This window comes from Olivibacter ginsenosidimutans (assembly GCF_039542865.1).
GTDB classification, from domain to species: domain Bacteria; phylum Bacteroidota; class Bacteroidia; order Sphingobacteriales; family Sphingobacteriaceae; genus Olivibacter; species Olivibacter ginsenosidimutans.
Window position 1 is genome coordinate 40,527 of the sequence record NZ_BAABIQ010000008.1, and the last position, 24,525, is coordinate 65,051.

A 24,525-nucleotide genomic window follows, 5' to 3' on the forward strand; every position below is an offset into this window, starting at 1 on the left:
AGGAAAACTGTTGTGATGAGAAAGGCAGATTTATACATACGTGTATCGACAGACGAGCAAGCGGACAAGGGATATTCGCAACGTGACCAAGAAGACCGATTAAGAAAGTATTGTGAAATAAAAGGCATTCCGGTAAGGGATGTTTACATAGAAGACCATTCGGCAAAATCTTTCAAACGTCCAGAGTGGCAGAAATATTTATCCAACCTGCGTAAAACAAAGAACAATAAAGCGGGGTCAATAATATTATTTACCAAATGGGATAGGTTCAGTAGGAACGCAGGGGATGCATACCAAATGATTAACCAGTTACGGACACATGGCGTTGAGCCTGTTGCGATAGAACAGCCCTTAGACCTTACCATTCCCGAAAATAAAATCATGCTTGCGTTCTATCTCGCTTCACCGGAAGTTGAGAACGACAGGCGTGCATTAAATGTCTTTCACGGAATGCGCAGGGCGAAAAAAGAGGGGCGGTATATGGGTACTGCTCCTTTGGGATATGTCAATAAGATAACAGAGGGCAAAAAGAAGTTCATTGCACCCCATGATTTTGAAGCACCCATATTAAAATGGGCGTTTGAGCAAATCGTTTCCAATAACTTCAATACGGAACAGATATGGAAGATGGTTCGAGAGAAAGCTGATGGAAAAGGTCGGTTCAGCAAAAATAACTTTTGGGTAGCCGTCCGAAACCCCTTGTACTGTGGCAAAATATTCATTCCTCCGTACAAAGAGGAAAAGGGATATTTTGTCAAAGGACAGCATGAGCCATTAATCAGCGAAAAGACCTTTGCGGATGTACAGGATATACTCGATGGGAGAAAGAGGGTTGTAAAGCCTAAAATCGTGGCTATGGACAATCTACCGCTTAGAGGGTTTATCAAATGCCCTAACCCTAATTGTAATAGGATGCTCACAGGGAGTGCCTCAAAGGGCAAGATGGGCAATTACTATTACTACTATCATTGCACTTCCTCCTGCGGAGTACGGTTCAAAGCCGAAACCGCCAATGAGGCTTTCCTAAAGCAATTACGGTATATGTCGCCAAAAGAGGGCATGGTTGATGTATTTATCGAAGCCTTTATAAAAGACTTCAATAACAAAACCAAAGCCCAAAATACCGAACGGGCAAATATCATAGGTGAGATTGATGCGTTGAACAAACGCTATCAAAATGCGCTTTTAAAAAATGCCGATGGAGAAATGGCAGATGACGACTTCCAAGAAGTAAAGAAATTGACCAAAGGAAAGATTGAGGTTTTGGAACGTAGATTAAACGACTTGGCAGTAGTGGGAACGGAGATAAAAGACTTAGTAGCATCCACCTTAAAAAAGGTCGCAAACATTGATAGACGGTATGAAAACGGCGATATTGAGGAAAAAAGGCTTATAGTGAGTTCGATGTTCCCCGATTTTTTGGAATTTGACGGAACACAACATCGAACTCCGAGGCTAAATTCTGCGATTGCTCTTATCTATCAGAATAACAACAAGTTACAAGGCAAAAAAAATGGGACAAGTCTTTCTTTTTTAGACTTGTCCCAAGAGGTGATCCCGCTGGGATTCGAACCCAGGACCCATACATTAAAAGTGTATTGCTCTACCAGCTGAGCTACGGAATCATCTTGCCTTTTTAAAGAAAATCAACTATTGTTGTTTCTTTTAAAGAGCTGCAAAGATAGAATTCTAACAGGTATCTTCCAAACACAAGCATAAATTTATTTTATCGTTTGAGTTAACTAATTCGGTAACAAGAAGAAAAATTGTATTTTTATAGCATCAGGAGATCTTTATAAATTCTTAAATGGCGATTATAGCTACATTACCCATTTATATCAAGAATAGACAGAAAACCATCTTCGATCCATTTAGATCGATTGCCCTATCTATCTTTTTTAAACCCATTGTTAAAATTTGGCCAGTTAAGTCTTTTAATACTGAAAGCATCATCTATTCGTCTACCATATTCATTAAATTAAATACATTATGTTTGCTTATATTAACTTTCCCAAATGTTTTTTAAGTTTTTTTTGCTACTTATCCATAAGTACAATTGCTTTCGGTCAATCCCAAAAAACGGAACAAGATCTCTTAGCTATTATGGCTAAATACCAAACCGTAGGTATGTCGGTGGCTGTTGTTAAAAATAATAAAATCATTTATACTAAATCTTTGGGCTTAAAAGATATAGCAGAACATACACCTTTAGCTAATGAGGATATATTCAGAATCGCATCTATTTCCAAGTCTTTCACTGCCACATCGCTTATGCAATTAATAGAGGCGGGTAAATTTTCATTAGACGACGAATTCAGTGAGCTGATCGGCTTCAAAATAAATAACCCCAAATTTCCTAATACAAAAATCACATTACGCATGATTTTATCACATACGTCTAGTCTCAGTGATAAAAATGGATACTTTGATTTGGATGTTATCAATCCTAATAAAAATCCCAATTGGGCGGCAAGCTACAATGATTATGAGCCAGGTAAGGGTTACGAATATTGCAATCTTAATTTTAATTTGGCTGGCACATTATTGGAAAAAGCATCGGGAGAACGTTTTGATCAATATGTAAAACATCATTTGTTAGATCCTTTGGGCTTGTATGGTGGTTACTGTGTAGATTCTCTGGATAATAAGCGTTTTGTTACCTTGTATACGTACAATAATGAAAAAAATATATTTGAGCCGTCACCTGAAGCATATGCACCCAAAAGCGAGCAAATCAGTCACTATATCATGGGCTATAGCACACCAGTCTTTTCTCCAACTGGCGGTATGAAAATTTCTGCTACTGATCTTGCCAAATACATGATGATGCATATGAATTATGGGACATCCAATAGAATAAAAATCATCTCTAAAAAAAGTGCTCAAACCATGCAAACGAAGTTATCAGATGATGAAGGTTATGGTCTCGCCCTTCGTCAAATAACCGACTTAATTCCGGGCAAAACGCTCATAGGCCACAATGGAGATGCTTATGGGCTATATAGCTCTATGTTTTTCCAGCCGAAGGAAAAATTTGGTATAGTTGTTATTACCAACGGTTGCAAAACGTCATACACTAACGATTTTAATGACTTTTTAAAGGAAAGTATTCGTAGTTTATATGACAACCTTATCGCAAACTAGTCTTAACACCATTATACCTTTAGGATTATTTTTCCGACGTGTTGGTTACTTTCCATCAACTCATGCGCTAAAGCAGCTTTCCTTAACGGAAAAGTTTTATAGATTATAGGTTTAAATTCTCCAGATTCCAATATCGGCCAAACATGTTGAAGAATGTTACGCGTTAGCGCTGCTTTAAAGTTTTTATCTCGATCACGTAACGTACTCCCAGTTATAGTGATCCTTTTACGCATCATTTTTAGGAGATTTAACTGTACCAAAGCGCCTTGCATAGCGTTAATATATATTAAACGTCCTTCTTCTTTTAGTATTTGTATATTTTTTTCAAAATAGATGCCGCCAACCATATCTAAAATAACGTCTAAGCCTTCTTTTGCAAAAACCTTTTCGAAGTCAAAACGTTTGTAATTAATACATATATCGGCACCTAGTTTCATACAAGCTTCACATTTTTCATCTGAACCTGCTGTTGCATATACTGTTGCTCCCATTTTTTTTGCTAGCTGTATGGCCGTTATGCCTATGCCGCTACTACCGCCATGAATAAGTAATTTTTCATTTGCTTGCAAATTCCCCCGCCTGAATACATTGCTCCACACTGTAAAAATAGTTTCTGGTAAACTAGCAGCCTGAATAAAAGTGAATTTTTCGGGTATTGGTAAACAATGATCCGCCTTTGCTACAACGTGTGTTGCATATCCACCGCCTGCGACTAAGGCACATACTGAATCGCCAACTTGCCAGTTGTGCACCTGTTTTCCAACTTCCTTAACAAGACCTGCGACTTCCAAACCTGGTATGTCGGTTGGAGCATCTTTTGGAGCGGGGTAGTTTCCCTTTCGTTGAAGGATATCAGGTCGATTTACTCCAGCGGCCTTAACTTCAATTAATACTTCATCAACAGCTATTTCTGGTATAGGTCTATCTTGAAAAGTCAGAACATCGGGTGCTCCATATTCACTAATTACGATTGCTTTCATTCTTTTGCTTATTCTTTATAGCTGTTTCTTCAACGCATCAACATACGAGATCCTGTCAATTGTGTTGGTATTGTTTCCTTTCCCTAAGATAGGATTTCTCCATAAAATCGAAAAGGAATTCGATTGAATAAGGTTACAAAAAATGAGAAATACCCGTTAGAGGAAAATAATTATTCGTTTTTTCTAAAAAAAAGCTAAATTTGTGCTCTTCCGTAAAAGGGCGCATGACTTCGTAGCTCAGTTGGTAGAGCAACTGACTCTTAATCAGTGGGTCGAGAGTTCGAGCCTCTCCGGGGTCACTTTCAAAAAAGTTGTTTTTCATATAGAAAAACAACTTTTTTTCGTTTTAAACACCATTAGAAGCATAACGGTTCTTTTCACAATGGATTAAACATTAAGACTAAATGATATAATTTGCAACACCACCATCCACTCTAAGGGCAGCACCATTGGTGGCAGACGATACAGGACTAGCAATATAAGCAACCATATTGGCCACTTCTTCTGTATCGGCAAAGCGTTGTATTAAAGACGTAGGTCTTCTTTTCTCAAAGAATTCTTTTTGAACTGCTTCTACTGTCGTATTTTCCTTTTCCGCTTGAGCTTTCAAATCCTGTTCATTGGCGCGACTCATCGTAGGACCCGGCAACACGCAATTCACAGTGACATGGGTACCTTTTGTCAATCTAGCTAATCCTCTGGAAATAGCTAATTGTGCTGTTTTACTAAATCCATAATGTATCATTTCCGTTGGAATATTTAAGGCAGATTCACTTGAAATAAAAATGATTCTACCTTCATTTTTCTTCAACATTTTGGGAAAGTAATGCCTGGAAAGCCGTACGCCACTCATCACATTTACTTCGAACATTTCAAACCACTCTTCGTCTGAAATATCTTCAAAATCTACCTGATTAAAGATGCCAACATTATTGATCAGAATGTCTACATCCCCAATTTCTTTTATTAACTTGTCAATATCTTCTTTTTTCGAAAAATCTGCTACTACTCCTGTAATCGATTTGTTTCCGGTTTCTTTTTTGAGATCGTTTACACGATTCGTCACTTCTTCGGCTTTCCTTCCATTGATAATAACGTGCGCTCCTTCCGCTGCAAGCTTTTTCGCGATAGCATATCCGATTCCTGCAGTGGAACCGCTTATCAAAGCAGTTTTTTCTTCTAACTTTAAATTCATAGCATATTAATTTTAATCGTGAATAATAACGATAATGCGTACCAAAGTAAGTAAGAGAAATTGGCAAATACTGTGTGAAAACAATGAATTCACAATAAATTCACGTTTTTACCATTCTCATTATGATAATATACCTTATACGTTATAAACGTACCTTTGTTTGTTTTTAATTGTTTGGATCTTTCAGAAAGAGGGTACGGCTGAATGGAACAATACATTCGACCAGCAGACTAATGGTATAACAAACTATCTGTACCATGCCACTTTACCATCTATCCACGTAGACATCACTTTAGTTTGTCGTATCTTGTTCAATGGAATTTGTATGATATCCTGATCTAATAAAACAAAATCAGCAGTTTTGCCTGTTTCAATACTACCGCTTTCCCTTTCTTTAAAACAAGCGTATGCGGCCCAAATTGTTAATCCTTTAAGGGCTTCTTCCCTACTAAGTGCTCCTTGCATTTGAAAACCTTCTTCAGGAAGGTTATGTTGATCCCTACGCGCTACAGCAGCATGAAATTGGTATAGAGGGTTAATTGCTTCAACCGGAAAATCACTTCCAAATGCCACTAAGCCAGCTTTTTGAAGCAGCTGCTTATAAGCATAAGCTCCAGCCATTCTTTCTTTGCCTAAACGGTCAACTGCCCAATACATATCAGAGGTAGCATGCGACGGTTGAATAGAAGGAATAATACCAGCATCGACAAATAAATCAAAATCTGGTGGGGCAATGATTTGCGCGTGCTCAATACGCCATCTTCTATCGCTCTCTTTTGGAAGATATTTTCTAAAGGTATGCAGTACAAAACGATTAGTTGAATCTCCAATCGCATGAACATTTAATTGAAAGTTGCTTTTAGCTACTTTGGCAACCATCGCATCAAAAAGCTGTGGCGATTGCAGCAGAAAACCAGATGTTGGTGCATCAGCATAAGGGGCTAATAAACATGCGCCACGGGATCCTAAGGCTCCATCAGCCACAATTTTGAATGAACGAACATCCAGTTTCTTACTTGTATAAACTCCTTTTTTCAATACCTCGTCAAGTTGATCTGGATTTAACATAACCATGGCATACGTATTGATTTTAAGTTTATTTTCTTGATATAATTTTTTTAACAGTTCAATACTTTTCATCGGCAAGCCTGCATCAGCTAGCGTAGTAAGCCCCACGGCGAGACAATCCTTTTCAGCTGTTAAGAGCATGTTTGACAGACTTTCTTCGCTGGGATCTGGTATTATTGCTTGTACCATATCCATAGCATTGTCTATTAAGATACCCGTAAATTTACCTTGCTGACGCACGGCTAATCCACCTTGTAATTTTACATCTGCCGATATTTTAGCCAATTCCAACGCTTTTTGGTTAACTAGAGCGGCGTGTCCGTCTACCCTACTTAGATAAACAGGTACGTCTGGAAATGCTTTATTAAGCGCATCATTCGTTGGAAACTGTTTATTCTTCCAAAGATTTTGATCCCATCCATGCCCGATAATCCAGGCATCGTTGGGATATTTTTGACGAAAGGCTTTTACACGTTCTACCAACATGGTTTCGGATGATACCTGCGTAAGATCTACCTCATGTTTTCCCTGAGCATAAGCAAAAAAATGACAATGTGCATCATAGAAACCTGGATATATTGGTTTTCCATGGGCATCAAGCGCTTCTTTCCCTTCATACATATTGGTAATTTCATCGTTTTTTCCGACAGCAATAAATTTACCGTCTTTTATTGCCACAGCTTCTTGAATACGAAAAAGGGAATCAACCGTATAAATCCGCGCGTGATGAACGACAAGATCAACACGCTCTTTTTTATTACATCCTTGGAAAACCATTAAGCATGACATACCGAACAGCAAAAAAGAAAACCTATTCATAAACATTATATTTTGTTATAAAGATAAGGCTCCTTAGGGTTAACTAAGGAGCCTATTTACATTTATTAATAATTACAGTAGTTTCTTTATTGAAGTAATTCTTTGACAGCTGCGTCAAGCTGTGGATCTTTACCCGTTAAAAAATCTTCATAAGGCAGTGGTATCCTAATGTCTGGTTCTACTTGCAAATTCTCTGTAGGACGTTGTTCCTTTCCAATGGTAGCTACCATGGGTATTCCAAATACGAGTGTAGGATCAATTTGGGTTTCCCACCAAACAGCAGTTCCAGTACCAGCAACAGGCATTCCGATGAGCTTACCTAATCCATTTTGCTTGTATATGTAGGGAAAAATAAAAGCATCACTGTAATTACTTTCACTCATGACAACCGCACTAGGTTTGTTCCACCTCGACATCGGTTCCCCTCCCTTTACAATATCCCCTTGAGGTGCAAATTTCAGGTATTCTTTACCGCTTAAGAAAGTATTTAAGTCGTCATGCAACCATCCGCCTCCGTTAAAACGTGTATCCACAATAAGGGCCTCTTTTTCCATATTTTCACCCATGACCTGATCGTATACTTCTCTAAAACTGGCATCACTCATCCCTTCAATGTGGACATATCCAATTTTACCATTACTGATTTTATCCACGTAGGCTTTACGACTATTCACCCACCGTTTATACATTAAGGATGCTTCTTCTCCCATGCTTATAGGCTTGATGGTTTCAGTAAAATCAACACCCTTAGCATTTTTTCCACTCAGACTGACATATTGGCCTACTTTTCGGTTTAGGAATTTTGCCCAATCTACGGTATCATCTATAACATTACCGTCGATAGTATAAATGATACTCCCCTTATCTATTTTTGAATCAGCATTGGCTACTGGTCCTCCTTGAATAATATCACTAATCTTAAGCCCTTTTCCTGTATACGTTTCATCATAAAGCAGGCCTAAGGCTGCTGTAATATCTGGATTGCTGTAGGATGGTGAAAAACGACCTCCGGTGTGTGAAGCATTCAATTCGCCTAACATTTCACTCAATAATTCTTGAAAATCAAAATTATTGTTGATATGAGGCAAGAAACGTGCATAGGTCTGCTCATAACCATCCCAATCTATACCATGAATAGTGGGGTCATAAAATTTCTTCTTTACTTGTAACCAAGCATGATTAAAAATGTATTCCCGTTCAGCCGCAGCATCTAAGGATAGTTCTCCTTTACTGCTAATTGGTGTAATCTTTCCACTGGAAGCTTCTACTTTAACTAAATTCCCTCTGTTGACGACAAAAAGACTTTTTTCATCTTTGCTCATTTCAATACCACTAGGTGAGCCGCTCAGCTTAGCTAAAATTTTTGTTTCCTTTGTTCGAGGTTCGGTTACCCACAGATCATATCCCTTTTCAAAGGCAGCTAAATAAAATAACTTGTCTCCCGCTTTTGTTAACACATAATCGCTTATGGAAGAACTATTAATGGTTAACCGTACCTCTCTATCTTTTAAATTTTCGAGATTAAATTGTAATGCCTTTGGAGCCATGTCCTCCTCTTTATCATCCTTTTTTTTCTTTCCCTTATCGGCATCCTTATTCTCTTTTTCTTTTTTCTCTTGCTTTTCTTCCTTCTCTTTTAATAAATTAAACTCATCTTTATTTAATTGGTATTTATCATAGGTTTTTTGATCCAAAAACACGCCAAATACATCCAGCTCGCGACTGCCTTGAAAGGCTAAGGATTTCCTGCCATAACGACTGCTAAGCCAAGTAATCATTTTACCTTCCATCTGCCAACGGGCTCCATTCTCACCAAAACCGCTAATGATAGGGTATTTAATTTCACCCGTTCCGTCAGCTTTTATTAAAGCCGTATGGGAAGTCCCAAAATAACCGCATTCATCATCAACTAATAGCCATTTACTATCTGGACTCCATTCAAAGCCCCAATCGCCATCTGCATAAGAATGATTGTGGCCTTTTGGTAAAATAGTTATCGTTTTTTTATTCGCTAACGTATAAACCTTAAGCATATTCCTTTCTTCTACATAAGCGATGGCCTTACCATCGGGAGAAAATTTTGGTAAAAAATTATCCGTTTGTCCTACAAGTAATGGTTCTTCCTTTAATAAAGTGCTATTGAAGAAATAAGGTTCATCGGTATCTACTAAACTGCTTTGGTAAATACCCCACCCGTTCTTTCCCCTTTCAGCCGCGTAAATCAGTTTTTTTCCGTCTGGCGACCACTTCACCATACGTTCCTGTCCAGCGGTATTAGTAATGCGCTTGGTAAAATCACCTTCTACACTTGTTACAAATATTTCCCCTCTGCTTACATAGGCAATTTGTTTACCATCCGGACTAAGCTCAAATCCACTGACCTGTCCATTTAACGGTAGATTTGATGCCTGAGCCTGGCCAGCATCAACATTAATGGTAATGGTTAATCGTTTCGCTTGGGTCCCTTCTTTTAAGGTATAGATAGCTCCATCTTGCGTAAATGCCAAGGTATTGTCATTCGAAACACTTAAATGACGAACCGGATTCTTTGTAAAATGCGTTAATTGTTGATCCGCAATCCGCAGTCGGACGCCCTTTTTATAAATATTTAATGTACCATCTTTTTCATTAAGGTAATAGACAAATTGCCCATCATGACTGAAAACAGGTTCACGATGTTCAATTTCTTCATTGGTTAGCGCTTCATAAGTCTTGTTTTTCAAATTATACAGCCAGATATCACGTACAACTGCTGAGGTATGATGCTTACGCCAAGGATCTTCATAACCTTTTCTGTCTTGAAAGACAATATAGGTACCATCTGGACTGAAATGTGCATTTTCTACTCCTGCAGCGCTAATTAATAATGGTCGTCCTCCATCTTTTTTTACGCGATAAAGATTTTGAAATAAACGTATGCTCGGAAAGCGAACGCTTTCTGCTGGTGCTTCCCTTGAACTTCCGAAAATAACTTCATTATTATCTATCGTAAAATCATATGGATAATCGTTGGCACTATTGTAAGTAAGTCGTGTGGCCGATCCCCCTTCTGCAGGAATGACATAAACATCAAAGTTCCCATTTCGATTATTGGCATAGGCTATAGATTTTCCATCCCTACTCCATACAGGCATCATACTATGCGAGCTGCCCACAGTGAGCGCGGTTGCTGCACCTCCATTAGCGTCAACTTTATAAAGATTTCCCTGATAGCCAAAAACAATGGTGGTTCCGTCTGGTGATATTGCGGGATATCTTAGCCACAAAGCTTCTGATTGTGCATATATCCATGTACATGGCATAAACAAGAAGATTAAAATGGATGTTTTTAGGTTAGTTAATAGTTGTTTCATGTGTGATAATTTTTAGAAATGATAAATCGAGGTTTTTACTTCGTGAATTTCGCAAACTTAGGTAAAATTGTTCCTAAAAAACAATAGGGCCTCTGTTTTTTAACAGAGACCCTAAGTAAATTTTATATAGAGGGAATTTAATATACCTTAACCATATAAATATAATCCTGAACCCGTTTGATTTGCTCAGTACGACTTAAGTTAGCTAATGTATTTTTCTTATTAATGACTATTTTCTTATCTAAGCTGTCTTCCGGAATATCAGCTAGTGCTTTCAACACATAATTTGATTTAATTGCAAAAGCTGCACCATCAGTCTCCGTTTGTTTACTATTGATTACCCCAATAATGTTGCCCCTATTATCTAATACAGGTCCTCCGCTGTTTCCAGGATTTACTGGAATGGATACTTGGTAAGCTACTGTATCGCCACTATAACCCGTATTGCTACTTAAATAGCCTCGACCATATACCGCTTCTTCACGAGGAAAGCCAATGGTATAAACGTCTTCTCCAATATCAGCTGCATTTTGCTTAAAGGTGTATGGTAAGTTTCCAAAATCCTTAAAATTCTCATCTACTATGCTTAAAACAGCAATATCATACGTTGGGTCAGTATAAATCACTTTTCCTTTATAAGAGATGCCAGCATTATTTTGAAGGTAAACAGAATCTGCATCTTTTATGACATGATAAGTAGTCATGATATAACCATTAGATGAGAGTGCAAAGCCAGTAGCACCATAATGGCTTGGGGTTGTTATGCCCGCTTTATTTTTGTTAATATCTTTAATTAAAGCATTTTGTGCTTTAACATTCTGACGAATATTGTTCATATCTCGTCGAAGAGCGATATAGCGAGAAGTATCATCTTTTGAATAAAAGCCGGTTAACCATAACGTAGAGAAGACCGCAAGTAAAGCAACAGATGCAGCAACTAAAGAATTGATTTTATATTTATCCCATAGACGCATAATGAGTGGCTTTTTAGGCATAGCATATGCCAGTACTTCTTCTACATCGAGATTAGCGTGAATGTTATTTAATTCTTCTTTTAACGCCACCCTTTCCCCGTAGCGTTTAATATTCTCGATAAATTGCTGATGCGCTATAAAATCTTCTCGCGCATGACGATCACTAGCAAGATAATCCTTAAATAGACTTGCCTCCTGCTCATTCAGTTCACCCTTTATATAGGCCTCTGCTTGATCTAAAAAATCTCGTTCACTTTTCATCTCTATACGTATTTTTAAGCATTAACATACGAAACACAAATGTTTCTGAACCACTTAAGCTAACCAAAAAACAACTTTTTTAATCGTTGCAAACATTTATATTTTTGGTTCTTCGCGTTATCTGTATTGGTATACCCAAATTTTTCACAGATATCATGCATAGATAAATTACGGAGATAAAAATCCTTAATGATGGTTTGACAGGGTTCTCCCAACCTCATTAACGCATCTTCCATCAACATAAACTGTCTATCACGTTCTTTATGTGATTCAATATCTTCTTCTACTGGCAGCCTATCTTCAAAATCTTCAATGTTGGTATAAATACCCTTTTTTGTCAATCGCTTTAACCAAAGATTTCTACTTACCGAGTAGAGATATGTTTTTAACTTGCTGTTGAGCTCAAAAGATCCTTCCTTAATCTTGTCGTACAAAATGATAACAGCTTCTTGAAAAATGTCTTTTGCATCATCAACATCTCCCCCATTATTTACTATCAGTCGCATAATCACTGGAAAGTGTATTCTATATAAACTTTCCATTATTTTGGCATCCCCGTTTTGGATGCCAAAGATTAACTCCTCATCTTCAGATAGCGTATACTTTTTTTCTTTACTCACTAGTTAATACATTAAAACGCAAATAGTAACCCACTCGATTGTCCCTTTTTTGTCTATATTTCATAGGACGCTCATGTTGGTCTTAACAAGGCTAACCTAAACCAAATACTATAACTGTATTCATAGTATGATTAGTATGTGGTCATCGTTTCTTTACTGAGCGATCATCCATAAATTGGCCAAAAATACAATATTATTTTATCTGTTTATGTGCTGTATATGGACTGTCACGGAGTGCATATACAAGAGAAAAATATTTTTTTTTTAAATTGTTGGGTTACCTTTCCTTTTACACGGTATAAAGGGATAAATAAACAATTTTTATTTAATCAGAAAAGAAAATTAACGATGAAAAATTTATTCAAATTCGGTTTTTTAGGTTTAGCTTTAGCTTTAACTGTTGCGGCTTGTAATTCAAACTCAGGTGAAAGCTCTGAAGAAACAACTGATACAACTACTATTGTTACTCCTAACGAGCCCGATACTACAGTAATCACTACTGATACTACTGTGAATGCTGACACTACAGTTAAAGAAGCTCAGTAATTCAAAAATTGAAATAAAAAAAGGCCACCTTGTTATAAGGTGGCCTTTTTTTATGCTGTTCAGCGGTTGTGCTCAGCGTTATTTCGTAAGCATATTTTTTTTAACTTTGCGCTTTTAATACGATATTTAGATTATCATGGTATTTTCTCCCCTAACAGCAATTTCACCTGTAGATGGTCGCTATCATCATGCGACAAAAGAACTTTCATCTTTTTTTTCCGAAGCGGCTTTGATTCGCTATAGGGTATTTGTAGAAATTGAATACTTCATAGCCTTAGCTACCGAGATCCCCCAACTCGAGGGCTTTACATCTCCAGAAGATTTGCGAAATATTTATCGAGACTTTTCTGAAGTTGATACTCAACGCATTAAAGAATTGGAGAAGACAACGAATCATGACGTCAAAGCGGTTGAATATTTTATTAAAGAAAAATTTGACGCGCTCGGTCTACAGGGTTTTAAGGAGTTTATACACTTCGGCCTTACCTCGCAGGATATCAATAACACAGCTATTCCGTATTCATGGAAAGAGGCTATGCATAAGGTCTATTATCCACATGTTGAAGAATTACTGAATGAACTTGAAAGTTTGGTAAGTCAGTGGCAAACTATTCCTATGCTGGCTAAAACTCATGGACAACCCGCATCTCCCACCCGTTTAGGCAAAGAATTCGGTGTATTTGTTGAACGTTTGAAAGTACAGCTACAACAAATTCAGCAAATTCCGTTTTCGGCTAAATTTGGCGGAGCGACCGGTAATTTTAATGCGCACCATGTAGCCTATCCTGAACATGATTGGATTAGTTTCGGAAATGATTTCGTAAATAAACAATTGCAGCTTTCGCGATCGCAGACTACAACTCAAATTGAACATTACGACAATTTTGCTGCACATTGTGATGGACTAAAACGAGTGAATACCATTTTGATCGATTTATGTAGGGATATTTGGGCCTATATCTCGATGGATTATTTTAAACAACAAATTATTGCTGGCCAAATAGGTTCTTCAGCGATGCCTCATAAAGTTAATCCTATAGACTTTGAAAATGCAGAAGGCAATTTGGGATTGGCAAATGCATTATTTGAGTACTTGGCAGCTAAACTACCCATATCTCGATTACAACGTGATTTAACAGATTCAACAGTGCTTAGAAATATAGGTGTTCCGTTTGCACACACACTCATTGCTTTTACGTCTATTATGCGCGGACTTAAAAAGCTAATTTTGAACGAAGAAGCACTAAAAGCTGATTTGGAAAAAAATTGGGCTGTAGTGGCTGAAGCTATTCAGACTATTCTAAGGAGAGAAGGATATCCTAAACCCTATGAAGCATTAAAAGATTTAACAAGAACCAACCGGACAATAAACCAAATCGCCATTACAAATTTTATAGATCAGTTGGATGTAACGGATGACATTAAAGCTGAATTGAAAAAGATCACCCCTTGGTCCTACACTGGTGTTTGAAAACAAGTAAAATAAGCAAATGCTGTTATTATTAAATTAAGTATGACGAATTACTGACTTCGCTCCCGTTTTATTTTTACTAGTTTTGTTTTATTATAAATAGCAATAAGATGGCTACCATTAACGTATATACAGAAAGTACTCCTAATCCAGCAACCATGAAGTTTCTGGTTAATAAGTTATTATATAACGGAAGTTTAGATTTTCCAGATAAAGAAAAAGCACAGAGTTCTCCTTTCGCTCGGGAACTTTTTAAATTCAATTTTGTAAATGGGGTTTTTTTCGCTAGTAATTTTGTGACGATAACAAAATCTGAGGATAGCGATTGGGAAGATATCCTTCCTATTCTTAAGGATTTTGTTAAAGGAGCAGTTGAATCTGAATTGCTCATTCAGGAAACGGTTAGAGATGAAGAAATTGTTTTTGAAGGCAGTGAAACGGAAAAGAAAATTCAGCAAGTGCTTTACGATTATGTTCGGCCAGCAGTGGAACAAGATGGCGGAGCGATTGCTTATAAATCTTTTGATGAAGGCATTGTAACCGTTGAGCTAAGAGGATCATGTAGTGGATGCCCTTCATCAACTTTTACGCTAAAAGCTGGTATAGAGGGCCTGCTTAAACGAATGGTTCCTGAAGTACAAGAGGTCATTGCAGAAGCAATGTAAGTAAGCATGATAGGATTATCTTCGATATAAAGACTGTTTAGGTACCTAAACAGTCTTTATATCGAAAGAGCTACTTGATGAAATATTGTTGTACAGCCTCTTTTACAAGGTTTGTAATTACTTTATTTCCTGCAATTACAGAACGTTTATCCAACATTTCCTTTCCGCATTCAAAATCAAAGAGTTCTCCACCGGCTTCTTTTACTAGTAATAGACCTGCTGCCATGTCATAATCATTTAAATTATATTCGAAAAAACAATCAAATCTACCTGAAGCTGCGTAGGCTAAGTCTAATGCAGCTGATCCAATTCGCCTAATTCCCCTACACTGTTGCATGAGGTATTTTAGCAAGTTAATATACTCGTCCTGGTATTCAAATTTGTAAAATGGAAAACCAGTGGCTAATAAGGAATTTGCTAATGTACTTGTTTCCGTTACGTGTATGGCCTCATCATTTAAGAAGGCTCCACCCTGTTCATACGCATAATAGCACTCATCACGATTTACTTCATAAACCACTCCAATGATGGGCATACGTTGCCTCGTTAAGGCAATGCTTACGCAATAGGCGGGAATATCGTGAATGAAATTGGTTGTCCCATCTAAGGGATCTATTACCCACTCGTAAATCGCTCCCTTTTGCTGTTGAACCGTTTTTTCTTCAGTAATAAATCCTGCTTCAGGTAATACTTGTTGCAATTGTTGTACAATTAGCTTTTCAGACGATTTATCGACATAAGATACGAGATCATGCAACCCCTTCTGTTCAATTTTACTACTGTCGAAATTCAAACGTTCTTCACGGATAAAACTACCAGCCTCTTTGGCGATAGTACATACTTGATTAGTAAGTTGTGATAAATTAAACATATAATGGAGCTATGGTTTCCGGATGTTTTTTTGCATAGAAACTAGTGTAAAACAGACCAGCCAATCCTGCAGTCATCATAAGCGATGCGATGAATTCTGCCTGTGTAAAAGTGAGTCCGATAAAATGATAAGTGGAATTGACCCGAATACGTTCAATAAAAAAACGCTCTAAACCATTTAATAATAAATAAATAGAAAAAAGCATGCCTGCAATACGAATTTTCTTGCGTAAAATCCATAAAATTAGAAAAAGGATCAGACCCATCAAAAATTCATAGAACGAGGTTGGGTAAACTGGTGTGGGAAGCACGTGGCAAAACTTGCCTTGGCAATTTGCTATTGGAATACCTTCATTGATTACATTATGAGGGAACCTAAAGGCCCAGGCCCAATCTGGAATCCATTGTAAAAAGGTAGGTTTCTTTTGCAAATTTTCAATTCCCCAATCGCCATCTCCTGATAATTGACAACCTAATCGTCCAACAGCATAGCCCAGCATCATTCCTGGAGCACCAATATCGAGCATATATAAAGGGTGAATACCTCTTTTTTTGGTGTAAACGATCACAGCAATACCGCCCAAAATTATTCCCCCATAAAACGTTAATCCACTTAAAGACAATAGGCTGCTGATAGGATCTTTTACAAAGGCATCCCAATATTCGAGGTTATGGAAAATTTTAGCACCAATTAATCCCCAGATTGCAGCCCAGATCAAAATTTTTCCCATCAACTCGTATGGATGGACCGTCTTCTCTACTGTTTTAGGCTGCGGAAGTTGATTTTTTTTCTTATCACGGTAAAGCCAATACCCAAATAGCACACCTAAACCTAATCCACCAATTATCGTTCCTTTGTCTGATAGTAAAAATCCCTGTGGGTCATCAGTAAATAATTGATAATGAAAAAGTGCATAGAGAAGCTTGAAGCCAATCATGAATCCTATAATCGCATTCATTAGAATCTCTAAGGGATGTGGGGCTTCACCTATGACGACTTGTTCCTTTATTGGTCTTAATTGTCCGTTATTTTCTTTTCGGATCAATTCTCTTTTAAATGCCCAATAAGCTGCTAAAAAAGCAAAAGCTACAAATAATCCAAATGTTTGTACGGGAAGAGGAATAAAGATACCCGTTAAATACTCAATAAGATGGGATAATGTTGGAAACATGGTTTAAAGATAAAAAACTTTGAGTCGAATTTCTTGTTACCATTAAAAAGATAAATTTAGGTATATGCGAATACTAGGAATTATATTAATCGTTGCAGGAGTAATTATGCTTGTTTGGACAGGTTTTTCGTATACTAAAAAGGAAAAAGTTGCCGATTTGGGACCTGTAGAAATTAAAGCCGATAAAGAGAAACAGATTAATTGGCCACCGTATATCGGAGCGATACTTGTTGGAGGAGGTATTATAGCATTGGTTAGTGGCAATCGGAAAAGTTAGGGAGGTGATTAACCTCCCTATTTGTATATTTATATCTTGCTTTACCGATCCTTCATGGCCACGTAATCACGTTTTCCGGGACCAGTGTAAATTTGTCTAGGACGGCCTATGGGCTCTTTGTTCGTACGCATTTCCTTCCATTGAGCAATCCAACCTGGAAGCCTACCCAAGGCAAAAATAACCGTGAACATATCGGTAGGGAAGCCAAGAGCGCGATATATAATTCCAGAATAAAAGTCAACGTTTGGATAAAGCTTCCGATCGACAAAATAAGGATCACTTAAAGCCGTTTCTTCTAATTTTTTTGCAATGTCTAATACAGGATCTTCTACTCCCAGACTATCTAAAATATCGTCGCATGCTTTTTTAATAATCTTGGCTCGCGGATCAAAATTTTTATATACACGATGTCCAAATCCCATTAGACGAAAAGGATCATTCTTGTCTTTTGCTTTCGCTAACCATTTCTCAGAATCGCCACCATCTTCTTTAATTCTCTCCAACATCTCAATGACCGCTTGATTTGCACCACCATGCAGCGGCCCCCACAAAGCCGATATACCAGCAGATACCGAAGTAAACAGATTGGCATTAGACGAACCCACCATTCTAACGGTAGATGTCGAGCAATTTTGCTCATGGTCGGCATGTAAGATAAGTAACTTATTCATCGCTGAAGTAACGATTGGGTCAATTGTTACCTCTTCTGTTACCTGCCCAAAGGTCATATTAAGATAATTGCTTACATAATCCAAGCTGTTCTTTGGATAAATGACTGGATGTCCCAAAGACTTTTTATAGATCCATGAAACAATCGTCGGAAATTTTGCCAGTAATTTTATGATGGTAAGATTGTCTTCCTCTTCTGATGCATCTGGATTTAAGGACTCAGGATAAAATGCGGATAAAGCTCCTACCAACGCTGAAAGTTGTCCCATTGGATGTGATTTGGTAGGGAAACCTTCAAAAAATTTTTTCATGTCTTCATGAATGAGGGTATGCCGACTTACGATTTTTTGAAAGTCCTTAAATTCCTTCTCTTTTGGTAACTCACCATATATAAGTAAATAAGCAACTTCTAGGAAAGACGATTTCTCGGCTAATTCCTCAATAGGATAACCTCTATATCGAAGAATGCCATTCTCGCCATCAAGGTAAGTGATTGCACTAGTTGTGGCACCTGTATTCTTAAAACCTGGATCAAGTGTGATGAAACCTGTTTCTGCTCTAATTTTTGAAATATCTAGCGCTTTTTCATTTTCTGTACCAATAACAATTGGTAATTCTACCTGCTTATCTCCTATAGTTACTGAAACTTTTTCTGACATAATAATTTCTATGGTTTGTAAACAAAACTAAAAAAAAAAGCCTTAAAACATAGTACAGGCAACAAATATTTCAATTAATTTACGATATATTAATTTAGGATGACCGTAATTTAAAAAAGAGGCACTATTTAATTTCTTGAGTCACTGTACCACATGTAAGCATTTCGTCTCCAAAATACGGATTTTTAATGGCAGATGAAGTCGATAACCAGTCAGCACCAGCCTTATTATTATACATTGGGCAATGGATAACATATATCTCTCCTGCATGAAGAGGTGCGTGCTGAAATAAAGCAATCAGATCTGTGCTAATTGTCGAAAAGGCTGAACGTTGTAACGTTAAATCCGTTGAATTGGCTATTTCCTGAGCTAGAACCGCTGTATTTTCACAGCCATGTATGGGTTTTAAGCTTTCGGATAATCTATCGGCAGCTTCACCTGATAATTTAGCATCAGAAGCCACTAGAGCATCCTTTAAAGCGATATAGTGGGCAAAGATTGCAGCTAATGTATCATTTTCTAAAATAATGCCCTGGGCTTGAACGGCGGTTGTGTCGGAGGCACTTAAATGCTGATCACCTGTTCGGCTACCACAGGCGCCAAAAATGCCAATGGATACCATGACAATTAAATATAAGAATGTTTTAGCTTTCATCTGAGGTTTTTTACATCTCTATCAACAAATAGCTACCATCTATTGTTTTCTATATTTTTTTTAAAAAACTTGTCTTATTTACGATTTATTCGTAGTATTACGAAATAAACATAAATAGCATGGAAAAATTAACAGCACAAGAGGAAGATGCTATGCAGCTGGTTTGGAAAAATGGAGGTGGCTTTGTAAAAGAACTTTTAGACCAAATGCAAGGACAAAAAATACCCTATACAACCTTAGCTTCAACAATGAAAAACTTAGAACGTAAAGGTTATGTTAAAGGAGTTAAATATGCCAATGCTTATCGGTACGAGCCTGTAATTGTCAAAGAAGAATACCAAAAGAAATTCATGAACGGTTTTGTAAGTAATTACTTTAAAAATTCTTATAAAGAACTCGTCAGTTTTTTTGCCCAGGAAGACAAAATAAGTGCAGACGAATTAAAGGATATTTTAAAAATGATTGATAATCAAAAAGATGAATAATTATGCCTGAATTAATCATTTATTTATTAAAAGCGAATATTGTATTAACTCTCTTCTATTTAGGTTATTATTTTTTCTTAAGGAAATTAACATTTTATATGCTGAATAGATATTACTTACTTGCAGGGACTTTAATAGCGCTTATGTATCCCCTATTGGATATCTCTAGTTTTTTACAGCGACAAGAGTATTTAAAATCTACGGCTGTTCTTATGGTTAACTGGCAAGAACTAACCAGCGAAGTAAGTCCGAAAATTGATGGTTGGGATGTTTCTGTCGGTTTATTTTGGTTAACCGTTTCCTTTTTCGCTGTTCGATTTTTTATCAGACTTTTTACACTGTGGCGTATTCATAAACAATCGGAACCTAGCCGATATACCACATACGATTACCGCAAGGTTTTGCTAAAAATTAATCCTTTTTCATTTTGGAAAACTATTTATGTCAACCCATCCTTGCATAAGGATGCAGATTTGGATGATATATTTAAGCATGAGTTGGTCCATACTCAAGAATTACATACTCTAGATGTTCTACTTGTAGAACTTTTAACAATAGGCTTTTGGTTCAATCCGACAACATGGTTCATGCGTCAAGCCATTAAAGAAAATCTGGAATTCATTACCGACCGAAAAGTTTTAGCTAGCGGCGTTGATAGGAAATCCTATCAATACAGTTTAGTTCACATTATGACTAGCGATAAGCACATGATCATTGGGAATCATTTCAGTATGCAAACCCTTAAAAAAAGAATTCGTATGATGAATAAACGGCAATCAGCTAAGATAAATTTAGGCAAGTATGTGTTGGTTTTACCACTAATCATTGTCTTAGCACTGATTTTTACGATTAGTAAAGCCTATGAGGAAACACAGGATATCTCATCTAATTTAGTCAGCAAGCAATTATCAGCTACTGAAAATAATCTCAAAGATTCCACAAAAAACACAATAGGCAATTCAAAACCATTAAAGATAGCTGAAAACCCCAAACAAGACACGACAAAAAGCCGGTCGGTGGGAATAACGAAAATAAAGGTTAGGAAAGATTCTGTAGACAAAAAAGAAGGCGCCCGGATTCCCGGAATCAAACTAGGTGATCCACTTTATATACTAGATGGTAAACCTATTAGTACGTTAAATGCGGTTAACCCAAACAACATTGAGCGTATTGAAGTTTTAAAAGACACGTCAGCATGGGCTGTTTATGGCCCACGTTATGGAACGAGAGCGAAAAATGGCGTCGTGTTAATTACAACCAAAGTAAAGCATGGGGAAACTAAAAAGAATGCAGATTCCGTAACAAATATACATGCAGAAAACGAAGTTGATATAAAAAGCGAAATTCCGAAAGGCACCAAATTCTTCGTGAACGGTGTATCCATTAAGCGTGATGACTTTGAACAGCTAGATCCAAATACTATAGATTCGATGAACGTTGTAAAAGATGCTGCTACAGGAAAAGGTTCAATTTATATCGTAACCAAAAAGAAAGCCAAATAACCGTTATATTAAATATAAAAGGCTTACGTCTCCTGTTTTGTACTGCAATGCATTTTATCTAAGTTTGCTTCCTATAAACAAGCGCAAATGGATAATAAGCAATTACTTTCGTTAATAGATGTAGACGTTAAACTTAATGGACAATACATTCTCCAACAAATCAATTTTAATATTCATGAAGGGCAGCATTGGGCGCTAGTAGGAAGTTCGGGCGCAGGCAAATCTGCTTTTCTAAATACCATTATCGGAAAACTGGCCATCAGCCATGGGGCAATACAGCATCATTACGCCCATGAATACCTGACGCTTAATCGCCTAGATGGTATGTCCCACAGCCATCAAGATTTATTAGCGCTGACAACACCTAGACACCAATTTAAAAATAAGGCGCATGTACAAGGTTTTTATTACCAACAACGTTTCAATAGTATGGATGCCGATGATGCCGATACGGTTTACGACTACCTAACTCGTGTAAAAAGTGCTTTAGCAGGCTATTGGACGGTAAATAGCGTAACCGAAGCGTTGGGATTGGAGTATTTATTAGATAAATCCATCATTAAATTATCCAATGGTGAAACCCGAAGACTGACCATCGCCCTTGCCTTATTAAGAAATCCAAAACTTTTATTAATGGATCAACCCTTAATTGGTTTAGATGCGGCAACTCGTGCTAATTTTGATAGAATTATTGAACGTATTATCGCATCAGGCGTTCATATCATCATTTGCACCTCCCCTACTGAAATCCCAAAGGCAATTACCCATATTGCCGTATTGGAAAAAGGGAAAATGCTTAAGCAAGGTCCTAAAGAGACTATATTAAAAGAACTGGATACGTTGACCGTTCAAGATCCGTTTCTGGGAAATCGTGATTTATTAAGAGAGGAATTAGCCCACTACTCTTTTCAAAAATTTAATCAAATCGTATATATGAAGGATGTATCTGTGAAATATGACGATAGGCAAATCCTCGATCATATCAATTGGGAAATTCTTCAAGGTGAACGTTGGGTTTTACAAGGGCATAATGGAGCCGGAAAATCAACGCTCCTCAGTTTAATTAATGGTGATAATCCGCAAGCTTATGCCAATCACATCATATTATTTGATAGAAAAAGAGGCTCTGGCGAAAGTATTTGGGATATTAAGAAAAAGATAGGCTTTGTATCACCAGAGTTGCATCAGTACTTTCCGGCAGATCAAACTTGTTTACAGGTCATTATTTCTGGTTTTTATGATACTGACGGACTATTCAGGAAAGCGAGTAAGCAACAGGAGGAAGAAGCTTTACGATGGTTGAATATATTTGGCATTCAATCACTGGAAAAAAAGAGATTAAGAACCGTATCTACCAGCGAACAACGACTGTGTTTACTTGCAAGAGCCCTCGTGAAAAAACCGCCAGTTTTAATTTTAGATGAGCCTTGTCAGGGTTTGTCTACTGAGCAACGGGATTATTTTAAAATGATTATTGACGAAATATGTAAACATACAGCGGCAACCATTATCTATGTAAGTCATTATGTAGAAGATATTCCGGAAACCGTTGATCGGCTCTTGAAATTGAAAAATGGAAAAATCATAACAAAGAAGCCATGAAGAAACATCATTTAGATACTGGAACTGTAGCAACGACCATTGATGGTAAGGTTGCCTACATTACCTTTTCCCATCCTGCCCACAATGCCCTACCAAGTGCTCTTTTGTCTCGTTTAGCAGCGCTTATTAGGCGTCTTGGTAAAACAGTGACCATAAAGCTTATCGTTCTGCAAAGCGAAGGTGACCGCACTTTCTGTGCTGGGGCTAATTTTGACGAACTATTATCCATTGAAAATGCAGTAGAAGGAAAAACCTTTTTTAATGGCTTTGTACATGTAATTAATGCTATTCGTCTGGCCAATCAACTTGTGGTCGGACGCATACAAGGAAAAGCCGTAGGAGGAGCTGTTGGTCTAGCTGCTGCTTGCGATTATTGTTTTGCCACTATCCATGCACAAATAAAACTTAGTGAATTATCCATAGGTATCGGCCCTTTTGTTGTTGCGCCAGTCATTCAACGAAAAATAGGCTTGAGTAAGTTAACTGAATTAACGCTACAACCAGATGTATTCAAATCCGCTCAGTGGGGCCTAGAGGCGGGCTTATTTCAAGTCGTGAGTCAGGATATTCATACAATGGACACATTATTAAAAGATTTTTGTGAACGATTGGTTAGTTATTCACCACTTGCGCTCTCGGAAATTAAAAAAATGTTGTGGAAAGGCACAGCAGATTGGGATGCACTTTTATTTAATCAAGCTGAAATTAGCGGGAAGCTGGTCGTCGATAAGAAAACAAAATCTTTATTAAAGCAATTTAAAACCAAAAAACGATAGCTCACTTCAAGGCCAATAAAGATATTATGTATTGATTATCAATCCGATAAAACAATTATATTTTTCTTTTGTAATTTAAATATCTTTTTTCTGTCACAAATTAATTGCATAATATACAGCTAATAAATATTTCTTAGCTTTGGCGACCGAATGAACGTTCAATTGGAAGTGGAAAACAATCAGGAAAAGAAAAGAATTATTCTAGAGAATATGCTTGATCTTATAGATGAGCATGGTTTAATGGGGGTTCCCATGAGTTTATTAGCCAAACGTGCCGGTATTGCAGCTGGTACTATTTATCATTATTTTGATTCAAAGGATACCATGATTATGGAATTGTTTGAATATGTACGGAAAACCATTTCCGATCAAATTTTTAAGATTAAAGACCTTACTTCTACCCGATATGAAGTCGGTTTTAAATGTATTTGGATTAACTTGTACCATTATTTCACTCAAAATCCAAAGGTGCTTTCCTTTATGGAGCAATTTTTTTCAAGTCCGTTTCAACGAATGATCCATTCTGATCAAAACAAGTTATATGAAGATCATTTTAAAGGTTTTTTTCAGCGTGCTATTCGTGATCAATATATCAAGCCTTATGACATCAATATTATTGCTTGTTTATATATGGGTGGATTAATTTCAGCAGCTAAACAACATAATAATGGATTTCATACATTTACTGAAGAAAAATTAGCAGACATGGCCGATATTTTATGGGAAGGTTTAAGAAGCAGGAGCAATTAAGAACATATTTTC

Annotated in this window: 20 protein-coding genes, 2 tRNA genes and 1 pseudogene; 12 read left to right on the plus strand and 11 right to left on the minus strand. The window is 37.1% G+C overall.

The features are described 5' to 3' along the window. Positions 1–15 precede the first annotated feature (15 nt). A pseudogene (locus tag ABD930_RS07445) lies at positions 16–813 on the plus strand (recombinase family protein); the annotation flags it as partial. A 739-nt stretch (positions 814–1,552) separates the two neighbouring features. Here the strand turns inward: ABD930_RS07445 and ABD930_RS07450 are convergent. Beyond that, positions 1,553–1,625: transfer RNA gene (locus ABD930_RS07450), tRNA-Lys, on the minus strand. 364 nt (positions 1,626–1,989) lie between these two features. Between ABD930_RS07450 and ABD930_RS07455 the strand changes: the two genes are divergently transcribed. Next, positions 1,990–3,144 carry a serine hydrolase domain-containing protein gene (locus tag ABD930_RS07455; RefSeq protein WP_345231093.1) on the plus strand — a complete coding sequence of 385 codons (1,155 nt, stop codon included), beginning with the start codon at positions 1,990–1,992 and terminating at the stop codon, positions 3,142–3,144. Between the two features lie 11 nt (positions 3,145–3,155). Here ABD930_RS07455 and ABD930_RS07460 read toward each other — a convergent pair whose 3' ends face one another. Continuing rightward, complete coding sequence (locus tag ABD930_RS07460) at positions 3,156–4,124, minus strand: NAD(P)H-quinone oxidoreductase (protein ID WP_345231094.1); 969 nt, start codon at positions 4,122–4,124, stop codon at positions 3,156–3,158. Between the two features lie 226 nt (positions 4,125–4,350). Between ABD930_RS07460 and ABD930_RS07465 the strand changes: the two genes are divergently transcribed. Beyond that, positions 4,351–4,423: transfer RNA gene (locus tag ABD930_RS07465), tRNA-Lys, on the plus strand. 101 nt (positions 4,424–4,524) lie between these two features. Here ABD930_RS07465 and ABD930_RS07470 read toward each other — a convergent pair. From ABD930_RS07470 to ABD930_RS07490, 5 genes are all read right to left on the minus strand, one after another. Then, positions 4,525–5,319 carry an SDR family NAD(P)-dependent oxidoreductase gene (locus ABD930_RS07470; protein ID WP_345231095.1) on the minus strand — a complete coding sequence of 265 codons (795 nt, stop codon included), beginning with the start codon at positions 5,317–5,319 and terminating at the stop codon, positions 4,525–4,527. 246 nt (positions 5,320–5,565) lie between these two features. After that, complete coding sequence (locus tag ABD930_RS07475) at positions 5,566–7,206, minus strand: amidohydrolase (RefSeq protein WP_345231096.1); 1,641 nt, start codon at positions 7,204–7,206, stop codon at positions 5,566–5,568. 86 nt (positions 7,207–7,292) lie between these two features. Beyond that, a complete protein-coding gene (locus ABD930_RS07480; protein WP_345231097.1) occupies positions 7,293–10,559 on the minus strand; it encodes a S41 family peptidase in 3,267 nt (1,088 codons plus the stop codon). Positions 10,560–10,696: 137 nt separating this feature from the next. Continuing rightward, the gene (locus ABD930_RS07485) at positions 10,697–11,794 is read right to left on the minus strand and encodes a trypsin-like peptidase domain-containing protein (protein WP_345231098.1); all 1,098 of its coding nucleotides are present in this window, start codon (positions 11,792–11,794) and stop codon (positions 10,697–10,699) included. A 59-nt stretch (positions 11,795–11,853) separates the two neighbouring features. Beyond that, a complete protein-coding gene (locus ABD930_RS07490) occupies positions 11,854–12,414 on the minus strand; it encodes an RNA polymerase sigma factor (RefSeq protein WP_345231099.1) in 561 nt (186 codons plus the stop codon). Between the two features lie 348 nt (positions 12,415–12,762). Here ABD930_RS07490 and ABD930_RS07495 point away from each other — a divergent pair, with 348 nt between their 5' ends. The 3 genes from ABD930_RS07495 to ABD930_RS07505 all read left to right on the plus strand — a co-directional run bounded on the left by ABD930_RS07495 (position 12,763) and on the right by ABD930_RS07505 (position 15,096). After that, a complete protein-coding gene (locus ABD930_RS07495; RefSeq protein WP_345231100.1) occupies positions 12,763–12,960 on the plus strand; it encodes a hypothetical protein in 198 nt (65 codons plus the stop codon). A gap of 136 nt (positions 12,961–13,096) precedes the next feature. Next, positions 13,097–14,431: an adenylosuccinate lyase gene (gene purB / locus ABD930_RS07500; RefSeq protein ID WP_345231101.1), complete on the plus strand. Its 1,335-nt coding sequence runs from the start codon at positions 13,097–13,099 to the stop codon at positions 14,429–14,431. Positions 14,432–14,541: 110 nt separating this feature from the next. Next, positions 14,542–15,096, plus strand: coding sequence for a NifU family protein (locus tag ABD930_RS07505; protein WP_345231102.1), 555 nt, complete (start codon positions 14,542–14,544; stop codon positions 15,094–15,096). Between the two features lie 70 nt (positions 15,097–15,166). Here ABD930_RS07505 and ABD930_RS07510 read toward each other — a convergent pair whose 3' ends face one another. Together ABD930_RS07510 and ABD930_RS07515 are read right to left on the minus strand one after the other, a co-directional pair. Further along, entirely contained in the window at positions 15,167–15,967 is an 801-nt protein-coding gene (locus ABD930_RS07510; RefSeq protein WP_345231103.1) for an inositol monophosphatase family protein, read from the minus strand. Next, positions 15,960–17,138 (minus strand): prolipoprotein diacylglyceryl transferase, encoded by a 1,179-nt coding sequence (locus ABD930_RS07515; RefSeq protein WP_345231104.1) that lies wholly within the window; start codon positions 17,136–17,138, stop codon positions 15,960–15,962. The genes ABD930_RS07510 and ABD930_RS07515 overlap by 8 nt, the downstream gene beginning before the upstream one ends. Positions 17,139–17,202: 64 nt before the next feature. Here ABD930_RS07515 and ABD930_RS07520 point away from each other — a divergent pair, with 64 nt between their 5' ends. Further along, entirely contained in the window at positions 17,203–17,415 is a 213-nt protein-coding gene (locus ABD930_RS07520; protein WP_345231105.1) for a hypothetical protein, read from the plus strand. Positions 17,416–17,456: 41 nt separating this feature from the next. Here the strand turns inward: ABD930_RS07520 and ABD930_RS07525 are convergent, their stop codons facing one another. Continuing rightward, the gene (locus ABD930_RS07525; RefSeq protein WP_345231106.1) at positions 17,457–18,743 is read right to left on the minus strand and encodes a citrate synthase; all 1,287 of its coding nucleotides are present in this window, start codon (positions 18,741–18,743) and stop codon (positions 17,457–17,459) included. Positions 18,744–18,867: 124 nt separating this feature from the next. Further along, positions 18,868–19,398: a DUF3347 domain-containing protein gene (locus tag ABD930_RS07530; RefSeq protein WP_345231107.1), complete on the minus strand. Its 531-nt coding sequence runs from the start codon at positions 19,396–19,398 to the stop codon at positions 18,868–18,870. Positions 19,399–19,517: 119 nt separating this feature from the next. Between ABD930_RS07530 and ABD930_RS07535 the strand changes: the two genes are divergently transcribed. The 5 genes from ABD930_RS07535 (at position 19,518) to ABD930_RS07555 (ending at position 24,513) form a co-directional block, all read left to right on the plus strand. Then, positions 19,518–19,883 carry a BlaI/MecI/CopY family transcriptional regulator gene (locus tag ABD930_RS07535; RefSeq protein WP_345231108.1) on the plus strand — a complete coding sequence of 122 codons (366 nt, stop codon included), beginning with the start codon at positions 19,518–19,520 and terminating at the stop codon, positions 19,881–19,883. Positions 19,884–19,885: 2 nt separating this feature from the next. Continuing rightward, complete coding sequence (locus ABD930_RS07540; protein ID WP_345231109.1) at positions 19,886–21,385, plus strand: M56 family metallopeptidase; 1,500 nt, start codon at positions 19,886–19,888, stop codon at positions 21,383–21,385. A gap of 87 nt (positions 21,386–21,472) precedes the next feature. Next, entirely contained in the window at positions 21,473–22,987 is a 1,515-nt protein-coding gene (locus tag ABD930_RS07545; protein WP_345231110.1) for an ATP-binding cassette domain-containing protein, read from the plus strand. Continuing rightward, entirely contained in the window at positions 22,984–23,763 is a 780-nt protein-coding gene (locus ABD930_RS07550) for an enoyl-CoA hydratase/isomerase family protein (protein ID WP_345231111.1), read from the plus strand. Before ABD930_RS07545 ends, ABD930_RS07550 begins: the two co-directional genes overlap by 4 nt. A 150-nt stretch (positions 23,764–23,913) precedes the next feature. Next, positions 23,914–24,513, plus strand: a complete 600-nt coding sequence (locus ABD930_RS07555) for a TetR/AcrR family transcriptional regulator (protein ID WP_345231112.1) — start codon at positions 23,914–23,916, stop codon at positions 24,511–24,513. Positions 24,514–24,525: the final 12 nt, after the last annotated feature.